We start from the raw sequence: 14,679 nt of genomic DNA, 5'->3' as shown, positions 1-14,679 counted from the left end.
AATCGTAGTCGCACCTCCACTCGGTGGCGGTATTTCTCTCATGACACTTAGCCTGCTCACAGCTTGCGGGCAGGTTAAGTGCGACTCAATATTAAGGTTTGACCATGCATGAGCCTTCTCAAGCGCTGAAATTGACACTCCACCAGCCAGTCAAAACCGATCCGGTTTTTTACTGGCTGGCTGCGGTGCTGTTTAGCTTTATTCTTCTGCCATCCTTTGCTCTGGATTATGGGCTATTTGAATCCACTCCAGATGAATTTTATGCCGCCATGGGTTGGAGTGAACCAAACATTTCCTGGTTCTGGTTTAGTTTGCCTTTATTGCTGGCTTTTCGGCCTCGGCAAGCTCAGGGACGTCAGTCCACAAACCGCCACTATCTCGACATTGCGTATTCTGGCTTCTGTATGCTGGCTATTTTGCTCAGCGCATGGCTAAGCGGCAAAGGATTGGGTTATTCCAGCATCATTCTGTTCACTGCCCTTGGTGCTATTATGACGCTGGCCTTCGCCCGCTTGGAATACCTCGGTGGCGACCATTTTGTCATTGGCTCGCTGATCAGCATCATTCTGCTGATTGTGATTTTTATTGTTTATCCGAGCATCGCCATTTTCCTGCCGATGTTTAAAGATGACGTGGGCAACTGGACGGCATGGCAGTTCATGACGATCCTTTCTCAATCTCATACCCTCACCGTCATTTACAACTCGATTGCACTCGGCATTGCGGTAGGTGTTGGTGCAACCTTCTTCGGACTGATTTTTGCCATTTACACCACACGTATTGCTAAACGCTCCGCCTTTATCGCGCGCGTGTTTTCCATTTTACCGATCGTGACACCGCCCTTTATTGTCGGGTTGGGCGTGACTTTAATGCTGGGGCGTTCAGGTTATATCACTGAGTTGATGGTCGATGGGTTTGGTTTACAGAAAACCAACTGGTTGTACGGCTTCACGGGCATTTGGCTCGCGCAAGTGCTGGCGTTTGCGCCTATGTCCTTCATGATTTTGGATGGCGCACTTAAATCACTGCATCCTTCATTGGAAGAGGCTTCCTATACGCTTAAAGCCAACCGCTATCAAACCTTCTTCGGCATTATCATGCCGCTGCTTAAGCCCGCGTTAGCCAACTCATTTTTGATCATATTCGTGCAATCATTGGCAGATTTCAGTAACCCCTTGGTACTGGGCGGCAGCTTTGATGTGCTCGCAACACAAATCTATTTCTATATTGCAGGGGCGCAACTGGATTACGCTTCAGCCAGTACACTCGGCTCGGTTCTGCTGCTGTTCTCACTCGCGATTTTTGTGGTGCAGTATCTGTGGATCGGCCAGCGTTCCTACGTCACCATTTCTGGTAAAGCCTACCGCGGCGATGTGCAAGAGATGCCAGCCTCACTGAAATTGGGCGTCACTGTAACTTTATATGCGTGGATGATCTTTAACGTTCTGCTCTACGGCAGCATCTTCTTCGGCAGCTTTACGGTTAACTGGGGCGTCGATTACACCCTGACCTTCAAAAACTACCTCAATCTGTTTGGGAATGGCATGTCTGATGGTGCTTGGCCTTCACTCATCACTACCATGATTTATGCGGGTGTGGCGGCTCCGATTACTGCCCTGTTCGGCTTATTGATTGCTTATGTGGTGGTGAGACAACAGTTCTACGGCAAAAAAGTGATCGAGTTTTCCACCATGCTCTGCTTTGCCGTACCCGGTACAGTGGCAGGGGTTTCCTACATCTTGGCGTTTAACGATGCGCCGATTTATTTAACTGGCACCGCCGCAATTGTGGTGATCTCAATGGTGATGCGTAACGTGCCTGTGGGGATCCGCTCTGGTATTGCAGGACTCGGGCAGCTCGATAAATCATTGGATGAAGCTTCACTGAGCTTACGTGCCAGCTCATTACAAACCATTCGCTACATTATTTTGCCACTGCTGCGCCCCGCGATTCTTTCCACGCTGGTGTACAGCTTTGTGCGGGCGATGACCACGGTCAGTGCGATCATCTTTCTGGTTACACCGGAAACCCGCGTTGCAACGTCCTACATTCTGAACCGAGTCGAAGATGGTGAGTACGGCATCGCTATCGCCTACGGCTCCGTGCTGATTGTCGTGATGTTAGCCATCATTTTGTTGTTTGATTTACTGGTCGGTGAAGCTCGTGTTTCTCGTTCCAAAGCCACCAATCAAGATTCTTAGGAGACATCACCGTGGAAAAACAAAACTTTGTTGTACTCAAAAACATCTGCAAACGCTTTGGTAGCAATACCGTGATTGGCAACTTGGATCTTGAGATCAAAAAAGGCAGCTTGGTTACGTTACTTGGCCCTTCCGGTTGTGGGAAAACCACCGTTTTACGTTTGGTGGCTGGCTTAGAAAAACCGACCAGCGGGCAGATTTTCATCGATGGTGAAGATGTCACCGAACGCTCCATCCAACAACGCGATATCTGTATGGTGTTTCAGTCTTACGCCCTATTCCCGCACATGTCTCTGTACGAAAACGTGACTTATGGCTTGAAAATGCTCAAGTTACCGAGTGAAGAAGTGCGTCAGCGAGTTGATGAAGCACTTAAAATTGTTGATCTCGAAGGAATGGGTGAACGCTATGTTGACCAGATTTCCGGCGGTCAGCAGCAACGTGTTGCCCTTGCCCGGGCTTTGGTGCTCAAACCTAAGGTACTGCTATTTGATGAGCCGTTGAGTAACTTAGATGCCAACTTGCGTCGCAGCATGCGTGAAACCATTCGCGAACTGCAGCAGCGTTTTGATATTACCTCGCTCTACGTGACGCACGATCAGGCAGAAGCCTTTGCGGTATCAGATACCGTTATCGTGATGAAACAGGGCGATATTATGCAAATTGGCACGCCACAAGAGTTGTATAAAGCGCCTAAGTCGATGTTTATGGCGAACTTTATGGGTGAGGCCAATATGTTCCAAGGCCATTTTGACGGGCAGCAGATTCATATTCATGGCTACGCAATTGATGCCGATCCAGAAGTGACGCGGAATAAGCCTACTGGTGAATACCAAATTGGTGTGCGCCCGGAAGCGATCACCTTGCATACGCAAGGCAGCGAAAGCCAAGTCTGCCAAATCCTCAAATCAGCGTATATGGGTTCAATGTATGAAGTGACCGTAAAATGGCACGATCAAGAACTGCTGTTACAGCTCAATTCCGCGCAGTTTAATCACGCATTAACTCAGCACGCGTATGTAGTCTTTAACCCTCGTGGCCTATTTTTGCTGCCCTATGCAAAATAGTGATAACACCTTGAGTAAAGCCGTCTCTCTCGACATTTAAACTCAAGTACAACAAGAATAACGCCACCCTAAGGTGGCGTTACTTTTAGGCGTCTTGAATGGGTAAGACCTGTTTTACATACTCACCCGGTGCGCTGTACAACACCGGATAGTCGGTATTACCTAATGGATAAGGTTCAACTTTGCTGCCATCTGCAAAGCCGTTTAACCATTCATTCCAATGCACCCACCATGAACCTTCTCGGTGCTGGGCCGTTTCCAGCCAATCTTCCGCAGAATCATCCAAGGTGTCGTTAACCCAGTAACCATACTTACGTTTGTCAGGATGGTTAACGATTCCCGCAATATGCCCAGACTCACCCAGCACAAAGGTTTTGTTACCCCCCGTACGCAATGCGCCACGGTAAGTGCCTTGCCATAGAGCAATGTGATCTTCTTTGGTAGAAATGAAATAACTCGGCACTTTGATTTTATCTAAATCAATCCAGACACCACCGACTTTGACGCCCTTCTCCTGAACCAACTTGTTCTCAAGATAGAGCTCTCGTAACAAGAAGTTATGGCAAGCACCTGCCACGTTAGTGCTGTCGCTATTCCAGTACAGAAGGTCAAAATCAACCGGACTCTGCCCTTTCAGGTAGTTGTCCACGTAGTAATTCCAGTACAGGCTATTTTCACGGAGCAAACTGAATGTCACGCTGAGTGAGCGGCCATCCATATAGCCTTTGGCATTATTTTGCAGCTCAATGGCTCGAATGATGGTGTCGTTGATGTAGGCTCCCACTTCTCCCGGTTGAGAGAAATCGAGCAACGTGGTGAAAAAGCTCGCGGTTTTGATGCGTTTTTTCATGCGTTTAGCCGCGTAGTAAGCAATGGTTGTCGCTAATACTGTTCCGCCAATGCAATAACCTGCCGCGTTGATCTGATCTTGTCCAGTGATCGATTCAATCGCATTCACCGCTTTAACGACGCCTTCTAGCACATAATCTTCAAAATTGAGTTGGGCTTGCGCCGCACCCGGATTGCGCCATGAGATCATAAACACAGAGTGCCCTTGCTCGACTAGCCAGCGCACCATGGAGTTTTTCTCACGCAAATCAAGGATGTAGTATTTGTTGATAAAAGGCGGAACGATCAACAGTGGCGTTACTGCCACTTGCTCAGTCAGAGGTTTGTATTGAATGAGCTCAAACACCTCATTTTTGAACACCACTTCACCCGGCGTGTTGGCCACATCTTCGCCAAGACGGAAAGCATTGTTGTTGGTCATGCGGATTTTGAGAATGTCCGCACTGGAAGCCACGTCCTCTTTCAGTTGCTCAAGACCCGCAATCAAGTTTTCACCATTTTTCTCTAAGGTTAGACGCAGCAACTCTGGGTTCGTCGCAATGAAATTGCTCGGAGAAAGCGCATTGATCATCTGACGTGAGAAGAACAAAATCCGCTCTTTGGATTTCTCATCGAGGCCTTCGATAGCGTTGATGGTATCGAGGTACGTTTTGCTAAACAACAGATAGGATTGTTTGATGAAATTGAAGAAAGGATCTTGCTGCCACGCTTCATGGCTAAAACGCTTGTCTCCTTTTTCGGCTTCCATGATAGATTGAACTTTGGACTCTAGCACCACTTTTTGCCAAATCTGAAGTTGTTGCTCCCACCATTGAGTTTGCAATTTTAACAAGGCAGCCGGTTGGTTGACCGCTTGCTCAAAAAACTTAAGTGAGTCTTCCAGATTCACTTCTTGCATCGCTTTGTTGAGTGGGGAATTTACGGTCGCTTTGCTCTGTTCAACCTCTTTCCACCAACGTTGATTCACTTGTTGTAATTGGACAAGGTAGTCCGTAAAGGCATGTTGGAACATACACTTACTCCTTAAAACAGAAAAAAGCGCCGCCCGAAGGCGGCGCGAAATACAGTGTTACGCAGGGGTCACTGTCTTAAGGTTTTCAGAGGCAAGTTTTTCTACATCATCTTTAAACTCTTTCGCGATGTTTTGCAGTTTTTTGCTGTCATCCATCATTTGCTGAGAGAGCTTGTTCAGTACGCCCAACTGTTGAGAGTTGAACGAGGTTAAGGAAGTCACATCTTTGATCTCACTGGCCGCTTTCATTTGCGCCAAACCCAGATCGCTGTATGTGCGGATAGCATTCAGTTGCAGCTCAGTCAGCACTTCAACATTCTTGGTCACCAACTTGTTGAACTTGATATACGGTTCGAAGTTCTTCTCAGTTTGATCGCTGAATGTTTTAAAAAATTCCGTGTACATACGTTATCTCCTAGTGAATGAATCTAAAGTTAAACTGTTTTAATCACGATCGCGGTGCCCATGCCACCGCCGACGCAGAGTGAAGCGACGCCATAATGTTTTTGGCGACGCTGTAATTCATGAAGCAGAGTAACCAGAATGCGGTTACCCGATGCCCCTAGTGGATGCCCTAACGCAATGGCACCGCCATTGACGTTGGCTTTTTCTAAAATCGCCTCAGGTTGAATCGCGTGTTGATCAGCTAAACCGTAAACGACACCTAATGCTTGAGCGGCAAACGCTTCGTTAAGTTCAAACAGATCAACCTGAGTGATAGATAATTCTGCTTTCGCTAATGCTTGAGTGACTGCACTCACAGGCCCTAAGCCCATGACTTTCGGATCCAACCCTGTTTGTGCATAACTCATAATTTCTGCGATAGGGGTTAAGCCTAGTTTTTTTACCGCACTTTCGCTGGCGATAATCACCGCACTGGCACCATCGTTAATTCCAGAAGCATTACCTGCGGTAACCGTACCTTGTGCATCGAAGGCGGCGCGTAAGCCTTGCAATGCTGCCAACGTGGTCGTCGGTTTAGGGTATTCATCCGTATCAAACACGACGGTTTCACGGCGTTTTTTGACCGAAATAGGCACAATTTCTCGCTTAAAATGTCCGGCTTCAATGGCCGCTGTCGCTTTCATTTGGCTGGCCAACGCAAACTCATCTTGTGTTTGACGAGCGATGTCGTACTGTTTAGCGATATTTTCTGCCGTCACACCCATGTGGTATTGATTGAAGACATCGGTCAGACCGTCATGGATGAGCAGATCTTTCACTTCAAACGCGCCCATTTTCTGCCCATCTCGTAAGCTGGCAGGCGTAACAAATGGGATTTGTGACATGACCTCAACACCAGCGGCCACAACGACAGAAGCATCTCCCGCTTTGATGTGCGCAACCCCATCCATCACCGATTTCATCCCACTGCCACACACCATGTTGATGCTGTAAGCTGGAACCGACTGTGGAACACCAGCCACTAAAGCCGCTTGACGCCCAACACCCATGCCTTGTCCGGCACTCACAACGTTACCAACAATCACTTCATCGACAGCTTCAGGTTTGACTTGTGCGGCTTCAAGAGCGGCTTGGATGACTTGTCCTGCCAAAGCGCCTGCCGAACACTCTTTAAGTGAACCACCAAAGGCTCCGATAGCTGAGCGCTTTGCTCCCACGATATAGATCTTTTCCATACTTCCTCCTACTTAGCGCATGTATAAGCCGCCGTTCACCGACAAGGTTTCCCCTGTGATATAGGCGGCGGCATCGCTGGCTAAGTAACTGACGGCATTAGCTATCTCTTCCGGCTTAGCCAAGCGTTTCATGGGTACTTGATCCACAATGGATTGCAAAACTTCAGCGCGCATTTGCTCAACCATTGGCGTCAGCGTATAGCCAGGTGCAATCACGTTAACCGTCACACCGTAGCGTGCGCCTTCTGCAGCTAATGCTTTAGAAAAACCAATCATCCCAGCTTTGGCTGCCGAATAGTTAGTTTGACCAAACTGACCTTTGAGACCATTAACCGAGGAGATATTGATGATTCGACCAAACCCTTTTTCACACATAGCGGCAAACAAAGGCTGGGTAACATTGAATACGCTATTGAGGTTAGTATCTATGACCTCTTTCCATGCTTGATGGGGCATTTTTTTGAACACACTGTCACGCGTGATACCTGCGTTGTTAACCACCACATCAATGGTGCCTTCTTCTTCAAGCAGTTTGGCTAAACGCTCAGCACACTCTTCGGTATTGGTGACGTCTAGCTCTAAGAGGCGCACTTGATCCTCGGTAAATTGCTTTTCATTAAACCAATCTAACGCACATTGGTAATTGCCCGTATAGTAAGTGGCAATAACTCGATAACCTTCACTGACCAACTGGGTTGAAATTGCAGAACCAATCCCGCCTTTCGATCCTGTGATCAAAGCGATTTTTCTCATTCAAGACTCCATTCTCAACAGCAATATTAGATTTATACCTCTCCAACTCTGACACTCAGTGTGGTTCGAATTGGCGAACGTATATTACGCTCAACATGAAATAAAAAATGCTTATTAGTAAGTAGTTCTATAACCAAATTATTTATTAAATAATCAGTTAGATAGGTTATTCGAATTACTTACCCTATTTAACCCTAATCGAGGTTTATGACATTTCAAATTCAGTTTCGTGTATTTTTATAAAAGTTGATCAATATCGCTATTCAAATGAAATGATAATAAAATGTTAAATAAATAAATGTTCTTGAAAGATAAGAGGTTTTAACTCAAAAATTCAGAGTGAAATAAAAATAAATCAATTTTATCAGCGAGTTAAAATCAAAAATGGTTACATAAGAAACATTAAACGTAACACATTTTCGATGTGTTAATGATAGATAACACAGATTCGAACAGTAGCGATTTAGTCTCTGATTACAGACGTACTATTAACAGGACTGACATTAATCATTTTATATCAGGATAGCGTTATTATTATCAGCAATTAAACCAGCAAATATTGAATTAACAAATATAACTATAGATACATTTAGCAAAATAATAGATTTAATATCTTCAAATACAAATAAAGCCAGTACAAACTGGCTTTATTCTATTTTATATGAGCAATTTATGGTGCTGCATCCAACTCAACAGGGAGATAGTGCTTCGATTCCAAACCTAACCATTCAGGTAACACAGTACCAATCGAAATCGATGACCAAGTCCCTGAAATTATGCCGATAAACATGGCGATGGCGAAACCTTGTAACGGGGCACCGCCCATCAGCCAAAGTGCCGAAATGGTCATCAAAGTGGTACCTGATGTCACCATTGTACGTGAGAAGGTCGCAATAATGGCTTGGTCATTAATATCTGCGGTTGGCGTCTGCTGCTTCGCTAACAGTAATTCTCGGATACGATCCGAAATAATGATCGAGTCGTTCAATGAATAGCCGAGCACCGCTAAGACTGCGGCAAATACCGTCAAGTTGAATTCCATTTGCGTTATCGCAAAGAAACCCAGTACCAAAATCACGTCATGCAGCAGAGCTAATAGGGCTCCGCTCGCTAAACGCCATTCAAAACGAAAGCTCAAGTAAGCCAGTATTGAGAGCAGACAAATCAACAAAGCGAGTCCGCCTTGATCGATCAACTCTTGCCCAACTTGCGATCCCACCATGCTGTTACTGACAATTTGCACTTGATCTGAGATGTGATGCAGCTCTGTCGCAATGTCTACAGGCGTAGCATCTTCAGCAGCTAATGGATAACGGATCACCCAACGCCCTTCTTCTCCCGAAGGCGTGACAGAAACCGACTCCCCCAGTACCGGCTGTAATTGATCCATCAGCTGAGACTTGGTCACCGAGTGATTAATGATCGCTTCCGTGACCATCCCGCCGGTGAAATCTAAGCCCATATTCAAGCCTTTGATTGCAAAAGCCCCTAGCGAGATCACCATCAACAAGACCGAAATAATGCCAGTGATGTAGCGAATCGGACGGATTCGAGATTTTAAATAGTCAACCATGGCTTATACCCTCACATCACGACGCGTATCGCGTCCCCAAACCAAATTAATCAATGCTCGTGAAGCGAATACGCCACTGAACATGCTGGTGAGTAGGCCTAAGCCCAAAGTCAAAGCAAAGCCTTGGATAGGACCATTACCAATCGAATACAGAATGACTGCCGTGATCATGGTGGTAATGTTGGCATCTAAAATCGTGCTGAAAGCACTGTCAAAACCGGTATCAATAGCTTGTGCAAAGTTACGCCCTTCACTGAGTTTGTCGCGAATACGTTCAAAGATCAGCACGTTAGTATCCACCGCCATACCCACGGTTAACACCAAACCTGCAATACCTGGTAGGGTCAATACTGCCCCTGGCAATAAAGCAATCAGACCCAACAAACAAGCCATGTTGACCAACAAAGCGACATTTGCCACCCAACCCAAGCGGCGATACCAAAGCGCCATGAAAGTCAGCGTCATTGCCATACCAAGCGCCAAAGCAGCAAAACCGTTGGCAATATTTTCTTCACCCAAAGAAGCACCGATGGTGCGCTCTTCAACAATGGTGACAGGTGCCGTCAGCGAGCCTGCACGCAACAGTAGGGCGAGCTGCTGTGCTTCTTCCATTGAACCTGCGCCCGTAATACGAAATTGGCTCCCCAATTGAGATTGAATGGTGGCAACGCTGATCACTTTCTCACTGCGAACGGTTTCGCCACGCGCATTGGTTTTATATTCGCGATAGACGGTCGCCATCGGTTTGCCAATGTGTTTACCGGAAAAATCACTCATGATTTTGCCGCCTGCGTGATCCAGTGAAATGTTCACCTCAGACATACCCATGTTGTCCACACCCGCACGGGCATTGACGATATGCTCGCCACTCAGCACTGGACGCTTAGCCAGAATCACAGGACGTCCATTGCCATCTTCTAGGATTAAATCGTCGTAACTGCGCGCATCCGTTGGAGATTTTGCTTCATAAAACGCCAAACTTGCGGTCGCACCAATCACATTCTTCGCCTGTGAGGGGTCTTGCACACCGGGCAGCTCAATACGGATCGCATGTTCACCTTGGCGTTGAACCAGAGCTTCTGTAATCCCAAGTTCTTCAATCCGATCACGCATGATTTTCAAGTTCTGTTGAATCGTCGCAGTTTGAAACTCGGATTTATTTTGTTGTGATGGCTGAACCTGCAACTGATCTGAGCCTTGACGAATCTCCCAGCCTCGATAATTTTCTTGCAAGTATTTGCGTACATGGCTCAAGGCTTGCGGCTGTTCAGTTCTGACCTCAAAAGCATCATTACCCATCGCTTGCACCGAGACACCGCGCAAACGCTCTGTACGCAGCGAATCTTTTACTGCATCCATCATACTGTCGCGCTGTTCTTGGAAGGCCTTATCGACATCCACATTCAGCAGAAACTGTACGCCCCCGCGTAAATCCAAGCCTAATTTGATGGGTGAAAAACCCAAATTGCCTAGCCACTTTGGCGCAACAGACACATAAGAATACGTGATCGTATCCCCTTCTTTCACAAGCGCATCCAGTACATTTCTGGCTTGTGATTGCTGCGTTTCGTTGGCAAAAACCAAGGTGGTGTTATCCCCTTGTTGGGTAATTTCATCGGCCTGAATGTTTTGCTTATTGAGCAATTGCGTCAGCTCAGGAACGTTGCGTAATACACTCGTTGCATCTTTAGATTGCAACTGAATAGAAGGTTGTTCGCCATACCAAGTAGGAATAGCACTTAAGGTTAGAATGATGATGGTGGTTATCAGAACCACATACTTCCAAGCGGAATAGTGGTTGATCAGGCGTTTCGCCGCCTGATTTTGTGTTTTTTTCTTCATAGTTCCCTCTCAGCCTAAACTGAGTGATTCAACAAGTGACAATGTCACACTAAAAAATGAATGTGGGAACGTTAGAATTGGCTGTTGAGCGCTACATACATAGCGTTACTCTCTTTCCAACCCGCAAGTCGGTGAGAGGAGGTGAAAAAGTCGTAACTTCGGTTGCAGTAGTCGGTCGTTGTAGCAAAAAGCGGCCGACTGTGAGAAGTGCCTAATTGGGGCTCATCAAAATCAGCGTCCAACGGCAGATCAGAGCCACACCCTACGAGAAGACGTTGTGTCGGGGCGTGACGCGAATGATTTAAAATTGCATAAGCACTATGACTAACGTGCGACTGCGAACTCGGTATGGCAGGCTGCGGAGCTGAACTCAAAAGCCAATCGGATTCAAGGATCGGATTTGTCGAAATGCTGGCTTCTGGACATGCAGAGCTTGCTTCACTTTCCAGCGCATAAGCAAAAACCTGCGAAGGTAGCACCACCGCAAGTAAAGCAAACCAACACTGGATCAGAACACGCAAGTACATGACTTCAGATCTCGCCTCTTAGATAAGTGAGCAGTGTAGGCCGATGCTCAGTGAAGCTCAAGCGAAAAAATGTGATCTAGCGATAGAAAATTTGGCCAGTTTGCACGTTCAGGTAGATCTTATGTGTCTGGCTCAAACCTCCGCAGTAGATAAAATACACCGGCTGCTCTCCGAAAGTGACTGAGCGCACCCAGCCTCCGAGCTCTTCAAAATCTTTGGGCGAGCAATTTCCCTCTTTTAATAAGGTATCGGTTGTAGTCAGGAATTTTTCTTGATGCAAAAGAAAATCATCCGAGCTTTCGATATAACCTGTTAAGGTTTTAGTGCGCTCTTCTTGCGTAATCACAGGCGGTTCGACGGTCAATCCTTCTAAGGGGATCCACTCTGCCACTTCAGGCCCACCGTCCTCATACACGTAATAATCCGAAATACGCCCCCATCCCCCTTTTTTTTCAAGTAAATGAACCTTGTCACCACGATAGAGTTGCTTATCAACATCCGGATAAGCATTGGGATCGGGTTGATCACGAATACTTAATGTCACCGCATCGACATAAAAATCCATAATCTCAGGTTTGGCTTCGATAGCGGGAGTTGGCTCTGCAGGAGTCTCAGGCGCAGTTTCAGGTACTTCATTGGCTTTAGCCGCTTCCGCATCCATCTGCGGCTTGAGATAAAACAGATAAAATCCCGCACCTGCTCCGCCTAATCCGAGTATCAGCACGAGTAGCATGAGTATTTTTTTCATTTTCCCCCGCTCGTAAAATTTCTCTAGCACAACGTCATTAATACGAAAATGCGACGAATCTTACTTTCTTATCAATATAGCGGGATATTTGAACAAAGCTTGACCAGAAATCTTCTGATAAAAAGATTTTTTGAAGTAAAGACACACTTCATGCTGCGGTTATGGAAGATCATCCGTCACCGCGTCGCCCAATCGACACCCAAAATGAATGCGAGATTTACAATGTAAATGCGGCAGGCATCATCGGATTGCCTCTCTTAATCGGATCCTCTGCTGAAAAATTGAGCATGGTTCGTTTATTAACAAACACAAACTATGATCGAGTGCACGAAGTAAAATTCTGGAAGCGAAATCTCATTTGATTCGTTCTATAGTATGCACTCAACGACTTATACATCGAATTATGTACACCTCTGCCCGTAAATATTTCATACAATTTGCCATTGTTGCGTTTGTACTTGGTTTCATTCCTACACTGTATTTCATACATGCTGCTAGCCAGCTTGAGACTCAAGCGGTCAGCAGCGTTGAAAAACAGACTCGCTTACAACTTGAGTTCAGTCAGCATGACTTGTTACGAATGCTGGAAAGCACACACCAAGCCACCCAGCTGTTAGCTAAAAATGACCTTTTATTCACGGCTGTCACCACACCAAGTAAAGAAGCACTCAGTCAACTCAAAACATTGTGGGATGTGACGTTAAGATCGCAAGCGATTTTCTCTTCATTCAGATTGCTGGATAGACAAGGAAAAGAACAACTTAAAGCGATTTACGATGGGCACCAAGTCACCTTTGTTGAATCTGCTCAAACGACAGATCCGTTCAGCCAGCAAATTGTGGCTCAATACGCCCAACTCACGACGCCTCAAGTTTGGGCAACGCAAGTCGCGATGTCAGCAGATACGCCTTCTGGTATGCTGCCGACCTTTCGTTTTGTGACGGGTATTGAGCATCAAGGCCAACGGCAAGGTTTTCTTGTCGTGACGGTGAAGCTACAGTCTCTCTATCAACGTCTCTCTTTTATTTATGATCAGTTTGATTCACCGGATATTTTGAATTCGGCAGGAGAATTACTGCTCAGTGAACACAAGCCATCCGGTACACGTTCAACCTCTTCACTCCACTTTTCAGCCCAACACCCAGAGCTTTGGCAAAAAATCCAACTCAACCAACAAGGCTTTGCTCTATCCAATCAAACCTGGTTTAGCTATATCAAAGTGGATCTCAGTTCTGTCTTACCTGACTTTAAACCTTTGGTATTGGTACTGCGCATCAATAAGGCAGAAATAGATAAGACCTACGCAAATGCGCGCTGGGCACTGATGAGTCAAGCGGTGACAGTGTTATCGCTACTCTCTATCATTGCGGCTGGATTTGCGGCATGGAACATCAACCATTTAAAAAATAGCCTTGACAGTAAATTGGCTCGAGCAGCGATGGATGGCATGTCAGCGGTGGTCATTACCGACCGCCAGAATCGCATCATCAAAGTAAACAACGAATTTACCCGCCTAAGTGGTTACACTTTTGAAGATGTCAAAGGTAAGCAGCCGTCCATTTTTGCTTCTGGATTACACAAAGTCGAATTCTATATGCAGATGTGGAAAGCTCTGCAAGACAATGGCGTATGGGAAGGTGAAGTGATCAACAAACGCAAAGATGGCGAAAGCATCACCGAAATTCTCCGTATTCAAAGCATCCGCGATGAAGACAATGTCATTCAATTCTACGTTGCCTCTTTTGTGGATATTTCACATCGCAAGGCGCTGGAGAATCGCCTGCGTGAGCTGAGCGAAAAAGATGCGTTAACCGATTTGTGGAATCGACGTAAATTCGATCAAACCATCTCTTTAGAGTGCGCTAAGCGTCGCCGTTATCCCGATCAAGCCCAGAGCTGCCTTGCTATCATTGATATCGACCACTTTAAACGCATTAACGACAAATTCGGACACAACGAAGGGGACCTAGTGTTACGGACCGTTGCGAAAGGCATCCAAGATCAGTTACGGGAATCGGATTTTATCGCACGGATTGGCGGAGAAGAGTTTGCCATTATTTTCCCCTACACTTCCATTGAAGAAGCCGAACAAGTACTTAACCGCGTACGCCTGCATATCGCTTCATTACACCATCAACAAGTGACCCTAAGTGGTGGTGTTACCGATGTTTGCACATCACCCGACCAAAGCTACAAAAGAGCCGATCTGGCTTTATATGAATCCAAAACATCGGGACGCAACCAAATATCAGTACTCACCGCCATGGAAATGCATCACTTTGCGTGATGCAAAATCGATGTATGCAGCAAAGATTATTAGGAGATACCTCACAGCTTGTAGCGATTTTCACTCAGCCTTATCGAGTGTGCGCCTAAGCCCTCCGCTAACTTTTGCGTCTTGTACTACGCTTCATAGGTTGGTTTTACTACAAACACACCTAAACTCATTGGTGTTGCAGGTAGGCGG

11 protein-coding genes are annotated in these 14,679 nt (G+C 46.2%); 3 read left to right on the top strand and 8 right to left on the bottom strand.

The genetic code is table 11. The features are described from left to right. Positions 1 to 104: 104 nt before the first annotated feature. Both T411_RS0109135 and fbpC read left to right on the top strand, forming a co-directional pair. Complete coding sequence (locus T411_RS0109135; RefSeq protein ID WP_000545076.1) at positions 105 to 2,201, top strand: ABC transporter permease; 2,097 nt, start codon at positions 105 to 107, stop codon at positions 2,199 to 2,201. An 11-nt stretch (positions 2,202 to 2,212) separates the two neighbouring features. Continuing rightward, positions 2,213 to 3,268, top strand: coding sequence for a ferric ABC transporter ATP-binding protein (fbpC, locus tag T411_RS0109130; protein WP_000414900.1), 1,056 nt, complete (start codon positions 2,213 to 2,215; stop codon positions 3,266 to 3,268). A gap of 85 nt (positions 3,269 to 3,353) precedes the next feature. On the opposite strand, the gene T411_RS0109125 is transcribed toward fbpC, so the two are convergent. The 8 genes from T411_RS0109125 to T411_RS0109090 form a co-directional block, all read right to left on the bottom strand. Continuing rightward, entirely contained in the window at positions 3,354 to 5,129 is a 1,776-nt protein-coding gene (locus T411_RS0109125; RefSeq protein ID WP_000486237.1) for a class I poly(R)-hydroxyalkanoic acid synthase, read from the bottom strand. A 57-nt stretch (positions 5,130 to 5,186) separates the two neighbouring features. Beyond that, entirely contained in the window at positions 5,187 to 5,534 is a 348-nt protein-coding gene (locus tag T411_RS0109120; protein ID WP_000287819.1) for a phasin family protein, read from the bottom strand. A gap of 29 nt (positions 5,535 to 5,563) precedes the next feature. Next, complete coding sequence (locus T411_RS0109115; protein WP_000412026.1) at positions 5,564 to 6,769, bottom strand: acetyl-CoA C-acetyltransferase; 1,206 nt, start codon at positions 6,767 to 6,769, stop codon at positions 5,564 to 5,566. A gap of 12 nt (positions 6,770 to 6,781) precedes the next feature. Beyond that, on the bottom strand, positions 6,782 to 7,522 hold the full coding sequence (locus T411_RS0109110) for an SDR family oxidoreductase (RefSeq protein ID WP_001225698.1): 741 nt from the start codon (positions 7,520 to 7,522) through the stop codon (positions 6,782 to 6,784). A gap of 670 nt (positions 7,523 to 8,192) precedes the next feature. Further along, entirely contained in the window at positions 8,193 to 9,095 is a 903-nt protein-coding gene (secF, locus tag T411_RS0109105) for a protein translocase subunit SecF (protein ID WP_000228820.1), read from the bottom strand. 3 nt (positions 9,096 to 9,098) lie between these two features. Further along, entirely contained in the window at positions 9,099 to 10,937 is a 1,839-nt protein-coding gene (gene secD / locus T411_RS0109100; RefSeq protein WP_000730735.1) for a protein translocase subunit SecD, read from the bottom strand. A gap of 71 nt (positions 10,938 to 11,008) precedes the next feature. Further along, positions 11,009 to 11,464: a hypothetical protein gene (locus T411_RS0109095; RefSeq protein WP_000281341.1), complete on the bottom strand. Its 456-nt coding sequence runs from the start codon at positions 11,462 to 11,464 to the stop codon at positions 11,009 to 11,011. A 76-nt stretch (positions 11,465 to 11,540) separates the two neighbouring features. Next, on the bottom strand, positions 11,541 to 12,197 hold the full coding sequence (locus T411_RS0109090; protein WP_000927901.1) for an SH3 domain-containing protein: 657 nt from the start codon (positions 12,195 to 12,197) through the stop codon (positions 11,541 to 11,543). Between the two features lie 418 nt (positions 12,198 to 12,615). On the opposite strand from T411_RS0109090, the gene T411_RS0109085 reads away from it, so the two are divergent. Beyond that, positions 12,616 to 14,499 carry a sensor domain-containing diguanylate cyclase gene (locus T411_RS0109085; protein WP_000288675.1) on the top strand — a complete coding sequence of 628 codons (1,884 nt, stop codon included), beginning with the start codon at positions 12,616 to 12,618 and terminating at the stop codon, positions 14,497 to 14,499. The last annotated feature ends 180 nt before the right edge of the window (positions 14,500 to 14,679 follow it).

The sequence above is a fragment of the Vibrio cholerae ATCC 14035 genome (assembly GCF_000621645.1).
Taxonomy (GTDB): Bacteria; Pseudomonadota; Gammaproteobacteria; order Enterobacterales; family Vibrionaceae; genus Vibrio; species Vibrio cholerae.
This window is presented reverse-complemented; position numbering and strand designations above follow the sequence as displayed.

What these genes read in the sequence shown, in the direction of transcription:
- T411_RS0109135 (WP_000545076.1), top strand. Translation starts at nt 105, where the DNA reads ATGCATGAGCCTTCTCAAGCGCTGAAATTGACACTCCACCAGCCAGTC.
- T411_RS0109125 (WP_000486237.1), bottom strand. Translation starts at nt 5,129, where the DNA reads ATGTTCCAACATGCCTTTACGGACTACCTTGTCCAATTACAACAAGTG.
- T411_RS0109120 (WP_000287819.1), bottom strand. Translation starts at nt 5,534, where the DNA reads ATGTACACGGAATTTTTTAAAACATTCAGCGATCAAACTGAGAAGAAC.
- T411_RS0109115 (WP_000412026.1), bottom strand. Translation starts at nt 6,769, where the DNA reads ATGGAAAAGATCTATATCGTGGGAGCAAAGCGCTCAGCTATCGGAGCC.
- T411_RS0109110 (WP_001225698.1), bottom strand. Translation starts at nt 7,522, where the DNA reads ATGAGAAAAATCGCTTTGATCACAGGATCGAAAGGCGGGATTGGTTCT.
- secF (WP_000228820.1), bottom strand. Translation starts at nt 9,095, where the DNA reads ATGGTTGACTATTTAAAATCTCGAATCCGTCCGATTCGCTACATCACT.
- secD (WP_000730735.1), bottom strand. Translation starts at nt 10,937, where the DNA reads ATGAAGAAAAAAACACAAAATCAGGCGGCGAAACGCCTGATCAACCAC.
- T411_RS0109095 (WP_000281341.1), bottom strand. Translation starts at nt 11,464, where the DNA reads ATGTACTTGCGTGTTCTGATCCAGTGTTGGTTTGCTTTACTTGCGGTG.
- T411_RS0109090 (WP_000927901.1), bottom strand. Translation starts at nt 12,197, where the DNA reads ATGCTACTCGTGCTGATACTCGGATTAGGCGGAGCAGGTGCGGGATTT.
- T411_RS0109085 (WP_000288675.1), top strand. Translation starts at nt 12,616, where the DNA reads ATGTACACCTCTGCCCGTAAATATTTCATACAATTTGCCATTGTTGCG.